Origin of the sequence: Streptomyces sp. NPDC046909, from assembly GCF_040644695.1 — a bacterium.
In the GTDB taxonomy this organism is placed as follows: domain Bacteria; phylum Actinomycetota; class Actinomycetes; order Streptomycetales; family Streptomycetaceae; genus Streptomyces.
Genome location: NZ_JBEYXC010000001.1, coordinates 163,961 through 185,365 on the forward strand (window position 1 = coordinate 163,961; position 21,405 = coordinate 185,365).

Sequence of the window (21,405 nt, forward strand, 5' to 3'; positions counted from 1 at the left end):
CGAATGACTGGTTTTCATGGCTCGATGACGGGGCGGAATACCGCGAGGGAACCCTATGGACATCAAGCAGCTCACCGCGGTCGTGACCGTGGCGGAGACCGGCAGCGTCACCAAGGCGGCCCAGCTGCTGCACCTGGTGCAGTCCGCGGTGACGCGCCAGATCATCGGCCTGGAAGAGGAACTGGGCGTGCCCCTCTTCGAGCGCACACGCCAGGGCATGGTGCCGACCGACGCGGGCGCGGCCCTCGTCGAGCGCGCCCGGCGGGTGCTCGTGGAGATCGAACGGGCGCGGGCGGAGATCCGTCCGGCCCACGGCCACGTCACCGGCATCGTCCACGTCGGCATCCTGGGCGCGGCGCTGGACCTGCTCGCGCAGCCGCTGGTCGAGGCGGTCGCCGAGAAGTACCCGGGGGTCGACCTGCGCATGTCCACGGCGTACTCCGGACACCTCCAGCAGTGGCTCGACGCGGGCGACCTGGACCTGTCCCTCGTCTACGACCTGGAGAGCACGCCGGCCGTGCACGTCGTACCCCTGCTGCGTGATCAGCTGTGGGCGGTCGCGCCGCCCGAGGCGGGACTCCGTCCCGACCGGCCCGTGGATGTCGCCGAGGCGCTGCGGCAGCCGTTCGTGATGCCCGTGCCCGGCCACGGGCTGCGGATCCTGATCGACCAGGCCCGCCTGGAGGCCCGGGTGAAGCCGCGGGTGACCGTCGAGGCCAACTCCATGGACCTACAGAAACTGCTGGTCAGGGCGGGGTGCGGCTGGACCGTCCTCCCCGCGCCCGGCGTCGCCGCGGACGTCACCGCCGGCACACTGAGCGCCGCCCCGCTCCGTAACCCGGAGATCCGCCGGACCGTCGCCCTCGGCCTGTCCCGCACGGGCCGCACACCGCCCGCCGTCGAGGCGGTCGCCGCGGAGCTGGTGCGGATCATCCGGGAGGCGGTGCGGGAGGGCCGGTGGCCGGCGGCGCGGCTCATCGACGGCTGATCCGTGGCTTCGGCGGCGCGGAGGAGTTCCCGGCGGGTTCAGTGACCCGGTCGCAGCGCGTCCAGCAGGAGGGGCAGGGAGCGGTGCAACTCGCGTTCCCAGTACGGCCAGTCGTGGGTGCCGGGGCCGTAGAAGTCGGTGGTGAGGTGTACTCCGGCGGCCTTCAGGCGGGCGGCGACGGCGTGGTTCATCTCGTTCAGTACAGCCTCCAGGTCGTCGGTGGCGCCGGGCGGGTCGAAGGGGCCGGCGGTGCCGTCGCCGCTCGACAGGAAGACGGGGGTCGAGCGCAGCCGCTTCGCGAGGTAGTAGGGGTCGTGCGCCTCCCAGACGGCGCGCTGGGCCACCGGGTCGCCCCACAGGCCGAGCGGATCCGCGCCGTAGTCCTTCAGCAGGTCCATCAGGCCGTACGGGAAGTCGCCGTACAGGGGGTGCACGACACCGCTGTAGCTCGCCGCCGCGCGGAACATGCCGGGGTGGTGGGCGGCGTAGAGGAGGGAGCCGAGGCCGCCCATGGAGAGCCCGGCGACGACCCGGCGGTGGCCGGCTCCGTAGCCCTGTCCGAGGAGTGGGAGGAGTTCGCGGAGGTGGAAGGTCTCCCAGGCCGGGGTGCCGCCCTTGCCGTTGTTCCACCAGTCGCTGTACCAGCCGTACTCGCCGGCCTCGGGCATCACGACGAGCGTGTGGCGCAGCTGCGGCAGGCTCGCGACGTCGGTCTGGCGGGTCCAGCTGTCGTAGGTGTCGCAGCAGCCGTGGAGGAGGAACAGGACCGGCCAGCTCCGGCCCTTCCGCTGCTCGTTCCAGCCGTCGGGGGTGAGCAGCCGTACTTTGGCGGTACGGCCCAGGGCGGGTGACTCGACGGTCAGATCGACCAGGCGGGGCCCGGCCTTCTCCTCGGCGACCACGCGGGCGCCGGCGCCCGCTCGGTCGACGGCCGCGGTCGCGGTCGCGGTGCCCGGCAGCACCGCCATGACCAGGGTGACCAGGACGGTCCAGAGCAACAGGCGGGCAGGGCCACGGCGCACGGAGGGCCTCCACTCTCGGCGAATCGATCGACCGCTGAACACAACTACCGGTTCGGGCCGGTATCTCCGGGAGCGTACGGATTGATCGTGTTCAGGTCACTACGCCAGACAGCTGAGACACGGCGTTGTCAGTGGTGACCACTAACTTGGAATCACGGAGATCGGCCGCGTCAGTTCCGGCCGAACGGGCCTTTGGGGAGGGGTGTGCTGTGTCCGCTGCGCAGACACGACAGTCGGGGAACACGACGTATCTGGAGCTGTCCCAGGAGAGCGGCGGTGCCCACAAGTTCTACGAGGTGACGGTCGACGGGACCACCGTCTCCGTGCGGTACGGACGGATCGGCGTGGACGGGCAGCGCCAGACCTCCACCTTCCCGACCGTCGAGAAGGCCCAGGCCGCGGCGGCGAAGAAGATAGCCGAGAAGGTACGGAAGGGGTACGCGCCCGCCGTCCAAGGGCAGCGCGCCGCCCGCCCCGTGACCCGGCGTCAGGTCACCTCCGCCCCGTCCACGGCACGGGCGACCGCCCCCGTGCTGTGGCGCTTCCGCACGGGCGCCTCGGCCTTCGGGATCCATGTCGACGAGGACCGCTGCTGGGTCGGCAACCAGAACGGCGATGTCTACAACCTGGGCCACGACGGGGAGGTGCTGGCGCACTACTCCCTGCCCGACGGAGTGAAGTGCCTGGTCGCGGACGACTTCTGGATCTACGCGGGCTGTGACGACGGCCGGGTGTACGACCTGTCGGCGAAGATGCCGTTCGCCGCGTACGAGATCGCCGCCGAGGTGGACATCTTCTGGCTGGACATCCACGCGGGCGTGCTCAACGTCTCCGACCGCAACGGCGGTCTGACGGTCATCGACCACGAGGACGAGCTCCAGTGGTCGCGCAACTCCTACGGGGAGCAGGGATGGATGGTGCGGGCCGACGACCGCGCCGTCTACCACGGGCACAGCCAGGGCGTGACGGCCTACGCGGCGGACGGCGCCGGCCAGCTCTGGCACACCGCGACCAGCGGCAATGTGCTCTTCGGCTGGCAGGAGGAGAACGCGGTCTACGCCGGCACGGGACGCCGGGTCGTCCAGCGGCTCGCCAAGTCCGACGGGCGGATCGAGGCCTCCTACGTGTGCGACGCCGCGGTGTACTCGTGCGCCACGTCCCCGGGCGGGCGGTACGTCTTCGCGGGGGACTCCTCTTCCTCCGTGTACTGCTTCACGGCCGACGGCACCCGGCTGTGGAAGCTCGGCACGGGAGGCGGCTCGGCGCTGTCCATGCAGTACCACGACGAGAGGCTGTACATCGTCTCCACGGACGGCTCGCTCGCCTGCATCGACGCGAGCGAGGCCGCGATCAACGCCGCCCAGTCGGGCACCGTCCCGGTCGCCGCGGACATCAAGCTGGCGGCGGCCCTGCCGACGTACGCACCGCTGACGGCCGCCGCCTCGGTCGCCACGGTCACCGCCGTCCCCGCGGGGAGCGGAGTCGTCGTGGAGTGCGTCGAGCGGGGCGGCCGAGTGCGGGTGCACGTGGTCTCCGAGGGTTATGAGCCGAGCTGGAACGTGCAGTTCCCGCGTGCGATACGGCAGCCGGGCGTGCGGTACGTGGTGGACGCGCTGCATGCCTCCTCCGGGGGGTTCTACCGGGTGCGGGGGGAGATCAGGCGCCTGGTGTGACCGGTGGGAGAGCATGCGCTCGGTGTGACGGGCGGCGGCGCGCGGCTTTGTCGTCGTCGGGTACGACAGGCCGCCCGTCCTGCGCGACGATGTACTTGTCGCGCGTCGCCTGAGATCCCTCGATCGAGGAGCCGTCATGAACGCACCGTTGACCGGTCAGCGGACCCTGACCCGGATCGCCGACAAGCAGCGGCTGGGCCCCGACGCCCAGGTCGACGACAAGGCCCTCGTCTTCGTCCCCAGCGACCCGGCGCTGACGGACCCGTTCCTCGTGCTGGTCGAGGACTGGTTCTCCACGCCGGGCTTCGAATGGCACCCCCACCGTGGCCTGGAGACCGTCACCACCGTGATCGACGGGGTGCTGGAGCACGGCGACAACCTCGGCCACGCGGGTGCCCTGGAGCCCGGGGAGGTGCAGTGGATGACGGCGGGCCGGGGCATCATCCACCGCGAGCTCGCCTACCGCGACGAACACGCGCATGTGCTCCAGATGTGGCTCAACCTGCCGGCCCGGAAGAAGCTGACGGCCTCGCGCTACCAGGACCTGACCAACGCCGGCATGCCCCGTCTGCGCGCCCCCGGTGTGACGATCGACGTCCACGCCGGCACCGTCGGCGGGGTGGAGGGCGCCGCCGAGACCCATCACCCGGTCCAGGGCGTGATCGCCACCCTCGACCCCGAGGCCTCCTATGAGCTCGAAGTCCCGGCGGAGCACCGACTCTTCGCCTACGTCATGACCGGACGCCTGCTGATAGGCGGCCAGGAGCTGCGCGCGGGGCAGACCGGCTGGTCGGACCCGGTCACCGGCCTCCCGGACCCGGCTTCCGGTCTCCCGGACCCCGTCACCGGACGCACGGCCGCGACCTCGCTTCAGCTGGCGGCCGTCGACCCCGAGGAGCCCGCCCGGGTCATGGTCTACAGCGGCACCCCGCTGCGTGAGCCCGTGGCGCTGGGCGGTCCGTTCGTGATGAACACGGAGGGGGAGATCGGCAAGGCGTTCGCCGACTTCCAGGCCGGTGCCTTCGGCCCGGTGCCGCGACAGGCGCGTCTGGCTTACGATCGTTGAGAACGCCCTGACGTATGTGCACCATGCACCTTGCATACAGGTTAGGTAAGCCTTACCGTTCACACTTGCACCACTCGGGGCCCGGCCGGATCCACCGGCGCGCCCGCGGCGAGAGCTCCATCGACGCAGCCTTGGCCGTTCCTCCCCCAGTGCCTCAGGGACCTGGGAGGTACCCCCAGCCGGAACCCGCTGCCACAGGACCCGCACTTGAATCCCAGCACCCTCGGTCTGTACGACCCTGCCCTCGACCACAGCGACTGCGGCGTCGGCTTCCTGACCCGTCTCGACGGGACGCCGAGCCATGACGTCATCCGCAAGGGCGACGAAGCGCTCCGCACCATCCCGCACCGCGGCGGCAAGTCCGCCGAGGGCGTCGGTGACGGCGCGGGCGTGAGCGTCGACCTCTCCGTCGAGTTCTTCGGCGCGCTCACCGGCGAGGAACTGCGCGCCGGGCACTTCGGCGTCGCCAACTGTTTCGTGCCGCTGGGGGACCGGGACGCCGCGATGGACCTCGTCCGCCGCAGCATCACCGAACAGGGATTCGAGATCCTGCTCGTCCGGGACATCCCCGTCGACCACTCCGTCGCCTGCCCCGCCGCCGAGCGCTACCAGCTGCCCATCGCGCAGTGGGTCTTCCGGGCCCCCGAGGACTGGCAGCGCTCCGACGTCGACGCGGCCGCCCACCGCGCCCTGCTGGCCGTGGAGGCCGTCGCCTACGCCGACGACGCGTACGCGGGCCTGTACCCGCTCTCCCTCAGCGCCCGCACCCAGGTCCTCAAGGGGCGGCTGAACTCCGGCGAGGTCATCCCGTACTTCCGCGACCTCCTGGACCCCCGGCACTCGGTCCGGTCGCTGTACTTCCACACCCGGTTCTCCACCAACACCGAGCCGCACCCGACCATGGCCCAGCCGTTCCGCCTCATGGCGCACAACGGCGAGCTGAACACGGACCGCAAGAACCGCCTCTCCGACGAGGCCCTCGCGCGCGCCCGCACCCGCAGCATCGTGCGCCCGCCCGGCCAGTCCGACTCCTCCCGGCTCGACCAGACCCTCCAGAGCCGGGTCTTCGACGACGGCCTGGACATCGTCGAGGCGGTCGTCTCGCTCATGCCGCCCGCATGGGAGAACGACCGCACGCTGCCCGACGGCGTCCGCGACATGCTGGAGTACTTCTCCCTCTACGAGGAGAAGAACGACGGCCCCGCCGCCCTGATCTTCAGCGACGGCGATGTCGTCGGCGCCCGCCTCGACCGGCTCGGCCTGCGCCCGCTGCGGACCGTCGAGACCGCCGAGTACCTGATGGTCGCCTCCGAGGCCGGCCAGGTCGCCTTCCCGGACGACGAGGTCGTGCACCGGGGCCGTATCGAGGCCGGCGGCATGCTCGTCGTCGACCACCGCACGGGCCGCGTGATGCGCACCCGCGAGGTCCTCGACGCCCTCGCCGCGCGCCGCCCGTACAGCGAGCTGCTCACCGAGGCCCGGGTCAACCTCGACGACCTCCCCGCCCCGGACTACTACCGCGGCACCACCACCCTCGGCTACGACGGCGACCTCACCCTCGCCGGGCGGTACGTGGCCTACTCGCTGAACCAGGAGAGCTTCCGGTTCATGCTCGACCCGATGCTCGCCGACGGGTCGGAGCGGATCTCCGCGATGGGCTACGGCAACGCCATCAACGCGCTCAGCGACACCGAGGGCGGCATGGCGAAGTACTTCTCCCAGCGGTTCGCCCAGGTCACCAACCCGCCGCTGGACAGCATCCGCGAGGCCGACGGCATGAGCATGCGGGTCGCGCTCGGCCCGAAGCCCGACGGCACGCACCAGACCAGCGGCCGCCAGCTCGTCGTGTCCTCGCCCGTGCTCGGGCATCTCGACATGGTCCGGCTGCGCGACCAGCGGATCGTGCCGCTGGAGCGGTTCGCGATGCTCTACGAGCCGGTGGCGGGCGACGAGTCCGCCAACGCCGACGCGCTGCGGACGGCGCTTCAGCGGCTCTGCGACGACGTCGAGCGGTTCGCGGCCGAGCAGGGCGGCATCGCGCTCCTCACCGACCGCGCGGTGTCCTCCACGCGCGCGCCCCTCCCCGTCATCCTCGCCGTCGCCGCCGTCAGCCAGCGGCTCATCGAGACCGGGCTGCGGCTGCGCGTCTCGCTCGTCGCGGAGAGCGGCCAGCTGGCCTCCTCGCACCACGTGGCGACCGCGCTCGGCTTCGGCGCCTCCGCCGTCTACAGCCTCAGCGCCCGCCTGCGCGCCGAGGAGAAGTACCCGAGCGCACCCGCACCCGCCGGTGAGATGACCGACACCGACCGGGCGTTGAAGAAGTTCCGCAAGGCCGCCGAGAAGTCCCTCGCCAAGACCATGGGCCGCGTCGGCCTGTGCACCGCCGAGAGCTACATCGGCGGCGAGTTCTTCGAGCCGAACTACCTCGACACCCGCGACGACGTCTTCGCGCGGGCCTTCCCGCACATGGAGGCGCCGGTCGGCGGTGTGGGCTTCGCCCGGATCGCGCAGGCCGCCACCGACTGGCACGAGCGGGCCCGCACGGTCGGGACCGAGCAGCAGATCCCGCTGCTCGGGCTGTTCAAGGAGCGGTCCGACGGGGCCGGACACTCGTTCGGTGTCACGGCGGTGCGCGGCTTCGGCGACATGGTCGAGGAGAAGCCGGAGTTCGGGAAGTCCGAGGACTCCGACGCGCTGCGCCTCCTCACCCTCGGCCAGCTCGACGACGCCTTCGGCATCACCGACGCCGCGTACCGGAACACGGGGTACGACGCCCTCCGCGACGCCGAGATCGACGCGTTCCGGATCACCCCGGGGTACCGGGCCTTCCTGCGGACCACGCACGAGGAGCGGTCCCGCCGGCCGGCCGCGCTGCGGGACGTGCTCGCGCTGCCCGCCGATGTCACCGGGCTGCGCACGGCGGAGGACTTCGCCCGCGAGCTCGGCCGGTTCTCGACGGACGGGAACGCGAGCATCACCCTCCGGGGTGTCGCCGTGTCCGGCACGGACCGGGACACCTTCCGGCTCCGTCTGACGAACCCCGACCCGGAGCGCCACACCGCCCTCGCCGAAGGCCTCGCGCACCTGGGTGAGGAGATCCTCGGCGTCGACGGGGACGGCGTCGAGGTCACCGGCCCCATCACCCGCCTCCTCGCCAACGCCCCCGCCAGCGTCCCCCTCGACGAGGTCCAGCCCGCCCACGAGATCACCCGCTCCCTCGCCTCCGGCGCGATGAGCCACGGCGCCCTGGTCGCCACCGCCCACGAGGCCGTCGCGCACGGCACCAACATGGTCGGCGGCATGTCCAACAGCGGTGAGGGCGGCGAGCACCACACCCGGTACGGCACCATCCGCGGCTCCCGCATCAAGCAGTTCGCGTCCGGCCGGTTCGGCATCTGGGCGGGCTATCTCGCCGACCCCATGCTGGAGGAGCTGGAGATCAAGATCGGGCAGGGCGCCAAGCCCGGCGAGGGCGGCCAGCTGCCCGCGCCGAAGGTCACGGTCGACATCGCGGCCGCCCGTGGCGGCACCCCGGGCATCGAGCTGATCTCCCCGCCCCCGCACCACGACACCTACTCCATCGAGGACCTGGCCCAGCTCATCCACGACTGCAAGGCGGCGCGGGTCCGGGTCATCGTCAAGCTGGTGTCCTCCGAGGGCATCGGCACCATCGCGGTCGGCGTCGCCAAGGCGGGCGCGGACGTCATCAACGTCGCCGGAAACACCGGCGGTACGGGTGCGGCGGCCGTCACCAGCCTCAAGTACGCGGGCCGTTCGGCGGAGATCGGCGTGGCCGAGGTCCACCAGGCGCTCGTCGCCAACGGCCTGCGCCAGAAGGTCGTCCTGCGCTGCTCCGGCGCCCACCAGACCGGCGGCGACGTCGTCACCTCCGCCCTTCTCGGCGGCGACAGCTTCGAGTTCGGCACCACCGCGCTGATGATGCTCGGCTGCGTGATGGCCAAGAACTGCAACGTGAAGTGCCCGGCGGGCCTCACCACCAACCCCGAGGTCTTCGAGGGCGACCCGCGCGCACTGGCCCAGTACCTGCTCAACATCGCCCACGACGTACGGCAGATCCTCGCCCGCCTCGGCCTGCGCTCCCTGCGCGAGGCCCGGGGGCGCACGGACCTGCTCCAGCTCCTCGACCACCCGGCGAGCGTGGGCCGCCTCGACGTGCGGCGCCTGCTCGCACAGGTGCCCGAGAAGATCGTCGAGAACCCGGAGTACCTGGAGAAGGACTTCACCACCGACGACGCCCTCATCGAGCGCGTCCGCGCCGCGCTGTTCGAGCGGCGCGAGCCGTCGCTGCTCGTCGAGGGCATCCGCCTCGGCAACAGCGACAAGTCGGTGGGCGGCCAGCTGAGCATCGACATCGAGCGGCTGCTCAACCACACGGCCGTCGAGGACGCCCCCGCCGTCACCACCGACGACCGCGGCCGTCGCCGCCTCACCGACGACGCCGTCCGCATCCGCACCACCGGCTCCGCCGGACAGTCGTACGGCGTCTTCTGCAACGACGGCATCACGCTGGAGCACACCGGTACGGCGAACGACGGCGTCGGCAAGAGCCAGAGCGGCGGCCGGATCGTCGTCCGCGCCCCCGGCGGCGGCAGCACCGAGCGCGGCGGCAACGTCCTCATCGGCAACTTCGCGCTGTTCGGCGCGACCGGCGGCCGGACCTTCGTGGAGGGCGAGGCCGGCGACCGGTTCGCCGTGCGCAACTCCGGGGCGACGGCGGTCGTCGAGGGCGTCGGCGACTTCGGCTGCGAGTACATGACCGGTGGCACGGTCCTCAACCTGGGCGGCTTCGGCAAGGGCCTCGGCAACGGCATGAGCGGCGGGTTCCTGTACCAGTACGACCCGTCGGGCGAGATCCGGGACCGGGTGAGCGCCGACTCGCTCCTCGTCTTCCCGGTGACGGACACCGCGCACGGCACCTTCCACGAAGAAGTCGTACGGCTCCTGCTGACCTGGCACGTCGAGGCGACCGGATCCCCGCTCGCCGCACGGCTGCTGGAGAACTGGCCGAGCGAACGCGAGCACGTGTACTGCGGAATGCCCCGCGCCCTCCTCCTCTACCAGGACGCCGGCGAGATCCTCGCCGCCGCGACCCGGGGCCAGCTCCTCGACGAGCTCGCGACCTCGATCGCCACGGACAAGCTCCGCGCGTTCAAGGTGGACTACCGCGACCGCCGTACCGTCCTCGGCGGCCGCGCCCCCGCCTTCGGCGACCAGGGCAGCGACGACATGTTCTCGCTGCTCTCCTCCTACACCGTCCTCGGCGCCGCCCAGGACCTCGCGCTCCAGCGGGTGCCGGGCGCGACCGGCCCGGACGACCCCCGGGTCACCGAGGCGGTCCGCAACCTCGTCCTCACCGAGGACTTCTTCGTGAAGCAGAAGGTCGTGAAGTATCTGCGCGGCACACTGGACCGTTTCGACGACGGAGAGCTGGCCACGCTCATCGCGATCAAGCGCCTCGACGACTACAAGCGCGCCCTGAAGCAGCGCAACAACCTCAGCGTGGACGCCCCCGGCACCTACGGCTGGATCGTCCACCAGACCATCAAGAACGCCGGCCGGGTCCAGGCCGCCCGCTTCGACGAGCTGCTCGCCACCGCCGCGCTCGACGACATCGCGAACCGCCACATCCCGCAGGCCCCGACCGAGGCGGTGACCGCATGACCGTCATGCCCCCTACCGGGACCCTCATCCCGGCCGACGCCCCGTTCTCCGCCCAGCAGGAGTCCTGGCTCGCCGGGTTCATCGCCGGCATCGCGGCGGCCGGACGCCGCGGCACCAAGTCCGACGCGCCTGCCGCGACCATCGACGTCCTCATCGGCACCCAGACCGGCAACGCCGAGCTGGTGGCCGAGGACATCGTCGCGGGCGCCCGCGCCCGCGGCCTCGGCGGCCGGGCCACCGCCCTCGACGACGTCACGCCCGAGGCGCTCGCGGCCATGTCCCATGTCGTCGTGGTCACTTCGACGTACGGCGAGGGCGAGATGCCCGACAACGCCGGGCTGTTCTGGGAGGCGCTCCAGTCCGACACCGCACCCCGCCTGGAAGGCGTGCGCTACTCGGTCCTCGGCCTCGGCGACCGCGGCTACGACGACTTCTGCCAGGCCGCGAAGCTCATCGACACGCGCCTGGAGCAGCTGGGGGCGACCCGGCTGCACGAACGCGTCGACTGCGACGTGGACTTCGAGGAGCCCGCCGCCGAGTGGACGACGGCGGTCCTTGACGTGCTCGTCGCCGAGACGGGCGCGAAGGGCACGGGCGCCGCCGCGGAGGCCGCCCCGAAGAAGCAGCGCTCCCAGTGGAACAAGCGCACCCCCTACCCGTCCCGCCTCACCACCAACCGCCTCCTCTCCGCCCCGCACAGCGCGAAGGAGATCCGCCACTACGAGTTCGACCTCGGCGACAGCGGCATCACCTACGAGGCGGGCGACGCGCTGGCCGTCGTACCGGTCAACGACCCGCGTCTCGTGGGCGAGTTGCTCGACCACCTCGGGGCGAGCGGCGACCGGGCGACGGCCGAACTCCTGCGCACGGAACGGGAGATCCGCACCCCGTCGAAGGAACTGATCGCCGACCTCGTCGAGCGCGCCCCGTCGAGCGAGCTGGCCGCCGTCGTCGCCCACGGCGACCGCGACGACCTCGACTCCTGGCTCTGGGGCCGGGACGTGCTCGACCTGCTCAGGGACGCCGGGCCCAAGGCGCCGGACCTCGCCGAACTCCTGCCGTTCCTGCGGCCGTTGCAGGCGCGCCAGTACTCGATCTCGTCGAGCCCGCTCGCCCACCCGGGCAGCATCCACCTCACCATCGCGTCCGTGCGGTACGACCGGTACGAGGGCGTGGCCTCGACGTACCTGGCGGACCGGGTCGGCGAGGACTCCACGGTGGGCATCTACCTCCAGCCCAACGCCGCCTTCAGCATCCCCGCCGACGACGACGCACCCATGATCATGATCGGCCCCGGCACGGGCATCGCCCCCTTCCGCGGCTTCCTGCACGAACGGGCCGCGCGAGGCGCCTCCGGCCGCAACTGGCTGTTCTTCGGCGACCAGCACCGCGAGACCGACTTCGTGTACGAGGACGAGCTGACGCGGCTTCAGAAGAGCGGCGTGCTCAGCGAGTTGGACCTCGCCTTCTCACGCGACCAGGCCGAGAAGGTCTACGTCCAGACCCGGATGCGGGAGCGGTCGGCCGAGCTGTACGCGTGGCTGGAGGAGGGCGCGTCCGTGTACGTCTGCGGCGATGCCTCCCGGATGGCGAAGGACGTCGAGGCGGCCCTGCTGGGGATCATCGGCGAGCAGCGCGGACGCGGCGAGGACGACGCGGCGGAGTACCTCGCGGACCTGCGGCGGGCCAAGCGCTACGTACGGGACGTGTACTGAGCATGACCGACCCGCACGGCTGTGCCTTCGACGGCTGCTGCCCGCGCCGGAACACCGGCGTCCGGCTGATCGACCCCCGCATGCCGGAACTGGCGCGATGCCTCACGCTCTTCCGGTACGTCCAGGCGGTCACCGGAGGCCCCGTCGCACGGATCGACCAGGCCGGCAGCTACGCCGTCCCGACCCTGCGCGGCGAGCCCTTCGCCGTCCGCCCGGGCACGATCACCCTGCGCCTCGACGCCGAGCGCGTGTCCACGGCCGTGGTCGCCCGCGAGGAGGGCTCGGTCCTCGTACGGCTCCTGGACGGCGAGGGCCGGACCGCACACGAGGGACGGCTCCTCTCGGACGGCGACCGGCTGCTGGCCGGGCTGGCCCGCACGGTCGAGGCGGGGGCGGTGCCGGGGGAGGCTTCCCGGGCTCGCGCGACACCGGACGAGGAGGCTTCCCGCGCGCCCGAGGCATCGGACGGGGAGGCCGGAAGCCCGGCCCGGGGGACTGGAACACCGGTCGGCGGGAGCGCACCCGTCTGGGAGTACGGCGATCAGCTCGCCCAGCTCGACGCCGTGCTGGCGGACGGCGGGGTCGCCCGGCGTGCCGCCTTCGGCCGGTATCGCGGGGAGCACCGGGAGGTCGAGGCCGGGCTCGTCTCCGCCGTGCTCGACCACGTCTGTTCCGTGGGCCTGCCCATCGGCGTCGCGGTGTTCGCCCCGGCGGCCATGCAGGCGTGCGCGGGCCGGGTCCATGTCACCGACCGGACCGTCGGCGGCCGGGTCTTCGCCGCGCTCGCCGACAGCTCGGTGGAGATCGACCTCGCCGACGTACGGGCGTGCCACCTGGTGCGTTCCACTGCGGCGCACGGCCCGACCTCGGCGCTGGAGCTCGACGACGCGGACGGGCGCTGTGTCGCGGTCCTCACCCAGTTCGGGATCGTCGGCGAGCAGGTGCACCGGGCGTGGGAGGACCTGACGGCATCCCTGCCCGACGCGTAGCCCCCTCGGTGTCAGGCTCGGCATCAGGCCCGCGTTATCAGGCCTGAGTCCGCCTGGATTACGGCACCAGCGCGCCACCACTTAGGCTCGAGTACGTCCCCATCCGTCGTCGAGCCGGAGGTCGCAGCATGCGGATCTCGCAGCGGGCCGCAGCCATCGCCCCGTTCTACGCCATGGAGTTCGGCAAGCACGCCGCCGCTCTGGAGGCCCAGGGCCACCACGTCGTGAAGCTCAGCCTCGGCGAGCCCGACTTCGGCGCGCCCCCGGCCGTCGTACAGGCGATGCGGGACGCCATGGACGGCCGGCCCATGTCCTACACGGAGTCCCTCGGCATGCCCGCCCTGCGGCAGGCGATTGCGGGGTTCTACGGAGAGCGGCACGGCGTGGACGTGGACCCGGGCCGCGTGGTCGTGACCGCCGGCGCCTCGGCCGGTCTGGTGCTGGCCGCGGCGGCGCTCGTGGACGCCGGGGACGAGGTGCTGATCGGCGACCCGTCGTACCCCTGCAACCGGCAGATCATGGAGAGCTTCGGCGCGCGGGTCACCCTCGCGCCGACCACCGCGGCCTCCCGCTTCCAGCTGGACGCCGACACCGTACGGGCGCACTGGACGGACGGCACCCGCGGGCTCATGGTCGCCACCCCGTCCAACCCGACGGGCACCTCGGTGCCGGGCGACGAGCTGACCGCGCTGTGCGACTTCGCGCGGGAGCGGGACGCGTGGCGGGTCGTCGACGAGATCTACCTCGACCTCGCCGACCACGACGCGCACGACCGCCCGCCGCGCAGCGCGCTCGCCTCCGACCCCGACGCCTTCGTCATCAACAGCTTCTCGAAGTACTTCGGCATGACCGGCTGGCGGCTCGGCTGGTGCGTCGTCCCCGAACCCCTCGTACCGGTGCTGGAACGCCTGGCCCAGAACTACTTCCTGTGCGCCTCCACCCCGGCCCAGCACGCCGCCCTGGCCTGCTTCACCCCGGAGTCCCTCGCCGTGTGCGAGGAGCGGCGCGCCGAGTTCGGGCGGCGCCGCGCGCTCGCCCTCGACGGTCTGGAGCAGCTCGGGCTGCCGGTGCCGGTGCGGCCCGACGGCGCGTTCTACGTCTACTTCGACGTCAGCGGCACCGGCCTCACCTCCTGGGAGTTCTGCGCCCAGGCCCTCCAGGAGGCCCACGTCGCGCTCACCCCGGGCCGCGACTTCGGCGTCCACACCGCCGAGACCCACGTACGGCTCTCCTACGCGGCCTCCGCGGAGGAACTGCACGAGGGGATCGCCCGGTTGGGCAAGTTCGTGGCGTCGCTTCACTGAACGCACACAGGGCTTCCCCGATAACTTTAAACTTCAAGCGTTAGGCTCGTCGCCAACCGAGTGGGGAGAGTCGTGTGAGCGACGGCGACGTAGTGGTGATCGGCGGCGGCTACGCGGGCGTCCGGCTGGCGAAGAAGCTGGACGCGACGGCACGGGTCACGCTGGTGGACCGCAAGGACGTGTTCTTCCACCGGATCGCCTCGCTGCGGGCCGGCGTACGGCCGGAGTGGTCGGTGACGCCGTTCATCCCGTACGACCGGCTGCTCACCCGCGGCCGGGTGGTCGTGGGCAAGGCGCTGCGCGTCGACACCGACGTACGCCAGGTCGTGCTGGCCACGGGGGAGCGGCTGCCGTACGACGTGGTGGTGATCGCCACCGGCGCCGACTACCCGGAACCGGCCCGCTTCAGCGGCACCACCACCGACGAGGCGGTGAAGGGCTTCGCCGGACACCAGCAGGCCATCGCCCGCGCCGGGCACGTCCTCGTCGTCGGCGGCGGGCCCTCCGGCGTCGAGCTCAGCGCCGAAATACGGCTGGCCCGGCCGGACGCCCGGGTCACCCTCGCCCACTCCGGGGCCGCGCTGCTGCACAACACCGGGAGCGAGCGGGCCGGGAAGAGGGCGCTCGCCTGGCTGGAGGCGCACGACGTGGAGGTCCGGCTCGACTCGTTCATGTCGCCCGGCTTCGACTTCGGCACCTATCGCGACGCGCACGGCAACGTCCTGGAGGCCGACCTCTCCTTCTGGGCGACCGGCACCACACCCAACACGCTCTGGCTGCGGCTCGGCGGCCACGGCGACTGGCTGACCCCCTCCGGGCACATCAAGGTCGACCGGACCCTGCGGGTCGCCGGGCACCCGGACGTGTTCGCGGTCGGCGACGTCAACGACGCGACCGAGGTGAAGATCACCCCCGCCGCGCTCGCCCAGGCCGACCTCGCCGCCCACAACATCCGCGCCCACCTTCAGAGTTCGGGCAAGCACCGCAAGGAACCCCGCTACTACAAGCCGGTCCACCGCACCCCGCTCATCGTCCCCTTCGGCGGGGCGGACGGGATGACCCTGCTCCCGGTGCCGGGCGGGGAGAGCGCGGTGCTGGGCGGCCGTACGTCGGTGCTGGCGAAGGCGAAGACGCTCATGACGCCTTATATGCGGCGGCAGTTGGGGTACGCGGGGAGCTGACCCACCGTCATATACAGGTGCGCCCCGGCCAACCCGTGAGGGCTGGCCGGGGCGCACCCGGTGTCAGGCTCAGACCAGGTCGAAGCGGTCAGCGTTCGACACCTTGACCCACGCCGCGACGAAGTCCTTCACGAACTTCTCCTTGGCGTCGTCGGACGCGTACACCTCGGCGATCGCACGCAGCTCGGAGTTCGAGCCGAACACGAGGTCGGCGCGCGTACCGGTCCACTTGACCGCACCCGAGGCGTCACGGGCCTCGAAGTGGTTCTGGTCCTCGGACGTCGACTTCCACTCCGTGCCCAGGTCGAGCAGGTTGACGAAGAAGTCGTTGGTGAGGACACCGGGGGTCTCGGTGAGGACACCGTGGGACGTGCCGCCGTGGTTGGTGCCGAGGACCCGCAGACCACCGACGAGGACGGTCAGCTCGGGGGCGCTCAGACCGAGCAGGTTCGCCTTGTCGAGCAGCAGGTACTCGGCCGGGAGGCGGTTGCCCTTGCCCTGGTAGTTGCGGAAGCCGTCCGCGGTCGGCTCCAGGGCGGCGAAGGACTCGACGTCCGTGTGCTCCTCGGTGGCGTCGACACGACCGCCGGTGAAGGGCACCTCGATGTCGTGACCGGCGTCCTTGGCGGCCTTCTCGATCGCGGCGGCACCGCCGAGGACGATCAGGTCGGCCAGGGAGACCTTCTTCGCGCCGGAGTTCGCGTTGAACTCGGACTGGACGCCCTCCAGGACACGCAGCACCTGGGCCAGCTCGTCGGGCTGGTTGACCTCCCAGCCGGCCTGCGGCTGGAGGCGGATACGGGCGCCGTTGGCACCGCCGCGCTTGTCGCTGGAACGGAACGTGGACGCGGACGCCCACGCGGTCGTCACCAGCTGCGAGACGGTCAGACCCGAGGCGAGCAGCTTGGCCTTGAGCGCCGTCACATCGGCGGCGTCGATGGCCTCGCCCTCGGCCTGCGGCAGCGGGTCCTGCCACAGCAGGGTCTCCTCCGGGACCTCCGGGCCGAGGTACAGGGACTTCGGGCCCAGGTCACGGTGGGTCAGCTTGTACCAGGCGCGGGCGAAGGCGTCCGCGAACTGGTCCGGGTTCTCGTGGAAGCGCTTGGAGATCTCGCCGTAGATCGGGTCGAAGCGCAGCGAGAGGTCCGTGGTGAGCATCGTGGGGAGCTTCTTGGAGTCGCTGTGGGCGTCGGGGATGATCGCCTGCGCGTCCTTGGCCACCCACTGGTTGGCGCCGGCGGGGGACTGGGTCAGCTCCCACTCGTAGCCGAAGAGGATGTCGAAGAAGTCGTTGCTCCACTGGGTCGGCTTGGTGGTCCAGGTGACCTCCAGGCCGGACGTGATGGCGTCGCCGCCCTTGCCGGTGCCGTAGGTGCTGGCCCAGCCGAGGCCCTGGGCCTCGATCGGGGCGGCCTCGGGGTCGGCGCCGACGCTCTCCGCCGGGCCCGCGCCGTGGGTCTTGCCGAAGGTGTGGCCACCGGCGATGAGGGCGACGGTCTCCTCGTCGTTCATCGCCATCCGGCGGAACGTCTCGCGGATGTCGCGGGCCGCGGCGATCGGGTCCGGGTTGCCGTTGGGGCCCTCGGGGTTGACGTAGATCAGACCCATCTGGACCGCGCCGAGCGGGTTCTCCAGCTCACGGTCGCCGGTGTAGCGCTGGTCGTCGAGCCAGGTGGTCTCGGGACCCCAGTACACGTCCTCGTCGGCCTCCCACACGTCGGCGCGGCCGCCGCCGAAGCCGAAGGTCGTGAAGCCCATGGTCTCCAGCGCCACGTTGCCGGTGAGGATCATGAGGTCGGCCCAGGAGATGGACTGGCCGTACTTCTTCTTGACGGGCCACAGCAGACGGCGGGCCTTGTCCAGGTTGCCGTTGTCCGGCCAGCTGTTCAGCGGCGCGAAACGCTGCTGACCGCGGCCGCCACCGCCGCGGCCGTCGCTGATGCGGTAGGTGCCGGCGCTGTGCCAGGCCATCCGGATCATCAGCGGGCCGTAGTTGCCGAAGTCGGCCGGCCACCAGTCCTGCGAGTTGGTCAGGATCTCGGCGATGTCCTGCTTGACGGCCGCGAGGTCCAGGTTGCTGAACGCCTCGGCGTAGTCGAACTCCGCGCCGAGCGGGTTCGCCACGACCGGGTCCTTGGCGAGGATCTTCAGGTTGAGCCGCTCCGGCCACCACTGCCGGTTTCCGCCACCCTGGGTGGGGTGGGCGGCGCGCTCGTGCGCGACCGGGCATTTACCTTCAGCGGCGCTGTTCTCGGACATGAGGGGGAATCCTTCCGGGTTGGTGCTCAAGCCTTGCGGGCGGTGGAACAGGTGGGGCAGAGCCCCCAGTAGATGACCTCGGCCTCGTCGATCGAGAAGCCTCGGTCGTCCGATGCGGTCAGACAGGGGGCGTGACCGACCGCGCAGTCGACGTCGACGACGGCACCGCACTCCCGGCAGACCAGGTGGTGGTGGTTGTCGCCGACCCGGCCCTCGTACCGGGCGGGGCTGCCCGGGGGCTCGATACGGCGGACGAGTCCGGCCGCGGTGAGCGCGTGGAGGGCGTCGTAGACAGCTTGCGTCGATATGTGGCCGACCCGGTCCCGGACCCCGGAGGCGATGGCGTCGGCACCGAGGTGGTCTCCGGCGCGGACGGTCTCCAGGAGCGCGACGCGGGCGGCCGTCACCCGCAGGCCGGCCCCCCGCAGATCCCCTGCGGTGGTCGGAGGCTGCGGTGAAGTCATGGGGCCAACCTACCCCCACAAACACGAATGGTTCAAGAAATGGATTCGTTCCAAGTCTGTGCCGTGTCGTGTCACCGGTTGTTCGCTTTCCTGCTATGTGCGCGATGACGCGAACAAGCTCACCCGGGGCCCCGCGGGCCCGCCCGCCGTGGCAGGATCGGGCGCCATGAAGGCGTCCCCCGCGATACGCGGCCTGCGCGCGGCGGTGTTCGGCGCGCTGTGCGTGCTGCTCGCCGTGGGGGCGCACGCGCTGGCGACCGGCGGGGCGCCCCCGGTGTGGGCGCAGGGTCTCGGGTTCGTGCCGGTGTTCGTCGCCGCCTTCGCGCTGGGCGGGCGGGAGCGGAGGCTGCCGTCCATCGGCGGCGGGACGATCGCCGCGCAGGGCGGGCTGCACGCCCTGTTCGGCTGCGTACGCCCGCATGCCATGGTGGGCGCACACATGGGTCACGCCCACACCATGACCGCCATGGGCGGTATGCGCATGACCCACCCGCACGCCCTGACCACCCACGCCCTGACCACCCACGTCCTGACCGCTCACGCCACCTCGGCCCATGTCACCGCAGCCCTCGTCCTGACCTGGTGGCTGCGGCGCGGCGAGGCCGCCCTGTGGTCGCTGCTGCGCCGGGCCGCCGCGTTCGTGCCGGGACTCGTCGCGTGGTGGCGGCGGGTGCGGGGCGTGCCCGTCGTGCCGCGCGCGGTGTGCCGGGCGGATGCCGGGGAGGCGCGTCCGCTGCGGCGGCTCCTGCTGCGGCACGCGGTGCAGCGGCGTGGGCCGCCGGCGGGGATCTCGTACGCGATCTGACCCCCAGACCTGCTTCCAGTACGGAGATCCACTCACCCATGTCCTCTTCGGTACGCACCACCCTGCGCCGCGGCGCCCTCGGCGCGGCCCTGGCCGCCGCCGCGGTCCTCACCGCCGCGGGCGCCGCCTCCGCGCACGTCACCGTCCACCCCGACAGCTACGCCAAGGGCGCCACCGACGGCGCCCTGACCTTCCGCGTCCCCGATGAGTCGGACACCGCGAGCACCACGAAGGTGCAGCTGTTCCTGCCGACCGACCACCCGCTGCTCGGCGTCGTCGTCAGCCCGCACGACGGCTGGACCGCCGAGGTCACCACCAGCAAGCTCAAGACCCCCGTGAAGACGGACGACGGCACCATCACCGACGCCGTCTCCGAGATCACCTGGACCGGCGGGAAGATCACGCCCGGCCAGTACGAGGACTTCGACGTCGCCTTCGGAGAGCTGCCCGACGACACCGGAGAGCTCACCTTCAAGACGCTCCAGACCTACTCCGACGGCAAGGTCGTCCGCTGGATCGAGGCGGACGAGCAGGGCGGGGAGGAGGCGGAGAACCCGGCGCCGGTGGTGAAGCTGACGGCGGCGTCGGATGAGTCGGAAGAGACACCCGCGCCGGCCGTGGCGGCGGACTCGGATTCGGCCTCGGAGTCAGCCTCGGACTCCACGGCCCGAGGGCTGGGCGCCGCCGGGCTGGGCGTCGGTGTCCTCGGTCTCGCGGCGGCGGTCTTCGCCGTCGTGCGGACGCGCTCCACGGGACGGACCGACTGAGTCGGCTGAGTCGGCTGAGTCGTCCGCGAGGGAATTCCGTACCCCCGCACGACGACCCAGGTCCGGATGCGAGGATGTGACGCCATGACCGCAGGGTGGTGTTCTCGCACGGTACGGGCCGCGGTGTTCGCGGCCGTCTGTGTGCTGCTCGCCGCCCTGGGCCACGTCCTCATGTCCGGGCAGCACGTACCCGCCTGGGCACTGGCCGTCGGCGCGGTCCTCACCGGGGCCGCGGGCTGGTGCCTGGCGGGGCGTGAGCGCGGGCTGCCGGTGGTCGTGGCTGTTGTGGTCGCCGCCCAGACGGCCCTTCACGAGGGCTTCTCGCTGGCGCAGTCCACCACCTCCAGCTCCGGCGGTGGCGGCATGGGGTCCATGGACATGGGGTCCATGCATATGCACTCCACTGACGCCATGGATATGGGCCACATGGGCGCGGGCCACACCGGCGCCGGAGTGGCCTCGTCCTCGTCCTCGTCCTCCTCCTTCGGCATGCTCGCCGCCCACTTGCTCGCCGCGCTGCTCTGCGGCCTGTGGCTGGCCTACGGCGAGCGCGCCGCGTTCCGCATCCTGCGCGCCGTCGCCGGATGGCTCGCGGCGCCGCTGCGGCTGCTGCTCGCCGTCCGGGTCCCGGCGCACCGCCCGCTTCCCGGGCGGCCCCGTCGGCGTTCCGAACGCGCGCCGCGCCTTCTCCTTCTCGTCCACGCGATCACCACGCGGGGTCCGCCCGCGGGGACCGCTGTCGTCTGACAGACAGCTGGTGACCCGAGGCAGCCCCTGTGCGCCTCGGGCTTCGGCCGTACGCCTGCTTCCGAGCCGTACGGCCGTCTCCCCGTTCCCGGATGACCTCGAAGGACACCTGGTGATCACTTCTGCCCTGCCCGTCGCGCGCGTCGCGCGTGTCTCGCACGAGGAACACGACCGACGAACCGCGCTCGACGAATCCGCCACCGCGTGGGCGCTCGCCGCCCGTGGCGGTGACCCGGTCGCCGTCGAGCACTTTGTGCGCGCCCTCCACCGTGACGTCCAGCGGTACGTCGCCCATCTGTGCGGTGACCCCCAGGCCGTGGACGACCTGGCTCAGGACACGTTTCTGCGGGCGCTCGGCAGCCTGCATCGGTTCGAGGGGCGGTCGTCGGCCCGTTCCTGGCTGCTGTCCATCGCTCGGCGGGCTGTGATCGACGGCTATCGGTGCGCGGCGGCGCGACCGCGATTGGCCGACGTGGCGGACTGGGAGCTCGCCGCCGAGCTTGCCCAGCCGTGTGGTGTGCCGGGGTTCGATGACGGTGTGGCTCTTCTTGATCTGTTGGAGGCGCTTCCTGAGGAGCGACGGCAGGCGTTTGTGCTGACCCAGGTGATGGGGTTGCCGTATGCGGAGGTGGCTGCGTTGAGCGGTTGTCCTGTGGGGACGGTGCGGTCTCGGGTCGCGCGGGCGCGGGAGACGCTGATCGAGTTGGTGACAACTGTTGATCTCGCCGCTTGAATCTGCGGGC

Annotated in this window: 15 protein-coding genes; 12 read left to right on the plus strand and 3 right to left on the minus strand. The window is 71.8% G+C overall.

The features are described 5' to 3' along the window. Window positions 1-55: 55 nt before the first annotated feature. Window positions 56-988 carry a LysR family transcriptional regulator gene (locus ABZ928_RS00745; RefSeq protein ID WP_361514228.1) on the plus strand — a complete coding sequence of 311 codons (933 nt, stop codon included), beginning with the start codon at window positions 56-58 and terminating at the stop codon, window positions 986-988. 38 nt (window positions 989-1,026) lie between these two features. Here ABZ928_RS00745 and ABZ928_RS00750 read toward each other — a convergent pair whose 3' ends face one another. After that, on the minus strand, window positions 1,027-1,956 hold the full coding sequence (locus tag ABZ928_RS00750) for an alpha/beta hydrolase family protein (protein ID WP_361514900.1): 930 nt from the start codon (window positions 1,954-1,956) through the stop codon (window positions 1,027-1,029). 263 nt (window positions 1,957-2,219) lie between these two features. Here ABZ928_RS00750 and ABZ928_RS00755 point away from each other — a divergent pair, with 263 nt between their 5' ends. The 7 genes from ABZ928_RS00755 (at window position 2,220) to ABZ928_RS00785 (ending at window position 15,620) form a co-directional block, all read left to right on the plus strand. Beyond that, window positions 2,220-3,683: a WGR domain-containing protein gene (locus ABZ928_RS00755; protein ID WP_361514230.1), complete on the plus strand. Its 1,464-nt coding sequence runs from the start codon at window positions 2,220-2,222 to the stop codon at window positions 3,681-3,683. 136 nt (window positions 3,684-3,819) lie between these two features. Then, a complete protein-coding gene (locus tag ABZ928_RS00760) occupies window positions 3,820-4,749 on the plus strand; it encodes a pirin family protein (protein WP_361514232.1) in 930 nt (309 codons plus the stop codon). A 207-nt stretch (window positions 4,750-4,956) separates the two neighbouring features. Beyond that, a complete protein-coding gene (locus tag ABZ928_RS00765) occupies window positions 4,957-10,431 on the plus strand; it encodes a glutamate synthase-related protein (protein WP_361514234.1) in 5,475 nt (1,824 codons plus the stop codon). Continuing rightward, complete coding sequence (locus ABZ928_RS00770; RefSeq protein WP_361514236.1) at window positions 10,428-12,146, plus strand: sulfite reductase flavoprotein subunit alpha; 1,719 nt, start codon at window positions 10,428-10,430, stop codon at window positions 12,144-12,146. The genes ABZ928_RS00765 and ABZ928_RS00770 overlap by 4 nt, the downstream gene beginning before the upstream one ends. A gap of 2 nt (window positions 12,147-12,148) precedes the next feature. Further along, complete coding sequence (locus ABZ928_RS00775) at window positions 12,149-13,135, plus strand: hypothetical protein (RefSeq protein ID WP_361514238.1); 987 nt, start codon at window positions 12,149-12,151, stop codon at window positions 13,133-13,135. Between the two features lie 128 nt (window positions 13,136-13,263). Further along, window positions 13,264-14,439, plus strand: coding sequence for a pyridoxal phosphate-dependent aminotransferase (locus ABZ928_RS00780; RefSeq protein WP_361514240.1), 1,176 nt, complete (start codon window positions 13,264-13,266; stop codon window positions 14,437-14,439). Window positions 14,440-14,513: 74 nt separating this feature from the next. Then, window positions 14,514-15,620, plus strand: coding sequence for an FAD-dependent oxidoreductase (locus tag ABZ928_RS00785; protein WP_361514242.1), 1,107 nt, complete (start codon window positions 14,514-14,516; stop codon window positions 15,618-15,620). Window positions 15,621-15,689: 69 nt separating this feature from the next. Here the strand turns inward: ABZ928_RS00785 and katG are convergent, their stop codons facing one another. Together katG and ABZ928_RS00795 are read right to left on the minus strand one after the other, a co-directional pair. Further along, a complete protein-coding gene (gene katG / locus ABZ928_RS00790) occupies window positions 15,690-17,879 on the minus strand; it encodes a catalase/peroxidase HPI (protein ID WP_361514244.1) in 2,190 nt (729 codons plus the stop codon). Between the two features lie 26 nt (window positions 17,880-17,905). Continuing rightward, window positions 17,906-18,343, minus strand: a complete 438-nt coding sequence (locus tag ABZ928_RS00795) for a Fur family transcriptional regulator (RefSeq protein ID WP_361514246.1) — start codon at window positions 18,341-18,343, stop codon at window positions 17,906-17,908. A gap of 166 nt (window positions 18,344-18,509) precedes the next feature. On the opposite strand from ABZ928_RS00795, the gene ABZ928_RS00800 reads away from it, so the two are divergent. The 4 genes from ABZ928_RS00800 (at window position 18,510) to ABZ928_RS00815 (ending at window position 21,395) form a co-directional block, all read left to right on the plus strand. Then, on the plus strand, window positions 18,510-19,148 hold the full coding sequence (locus ABZ928_RS00800) for a hypothetical protein (protein WP_361514248.1): 639 nt from the start codon (window positions 18,510-18,512) through the stop codon (window positions 19,146-19,148). A gap of 38 nt (window positions 19,149-19,186) precedes the next feature. After that, window positions 19,187-19,915 (plus strand): YcnI family protein, encoded by a 729-nt coding sequence (locus ABZ928_RS00805; RefSeq protein WP_361514250.1) that lies wholly within the window; start codon window positions 19,187-19,189, stop codon window positions 19,913-19,915. An 84-nt stretch (window positions 19,916-19,999) separates the two neighbouring features. Further along, complete coding sequence (locus ABZ928_RS00810) at window positions 20,000-20,662, plus strand: hypothetical protein (RefSeq protein ID WP_361514252.1); 663 nt, start codon at window positions 20,000-20,002, stop codon at window positions 20,660-20,662. 127 nt (window positions 20,663-20,789) lie between these two features. Next, on the plus strand, window positions 20,790-21,395 hold the full coding sequence (locus ABZ928_RS00815) for a sigma-70 family RNA polymerase sigma factor (protein ID WP_361514901.1): 606 nt from the start codon (window positions 20,790-20,792) through the stop codon (window positions 21,393-21,395). Window positions 21,396-21,405 lie beyond the last annotated feature (10 nt).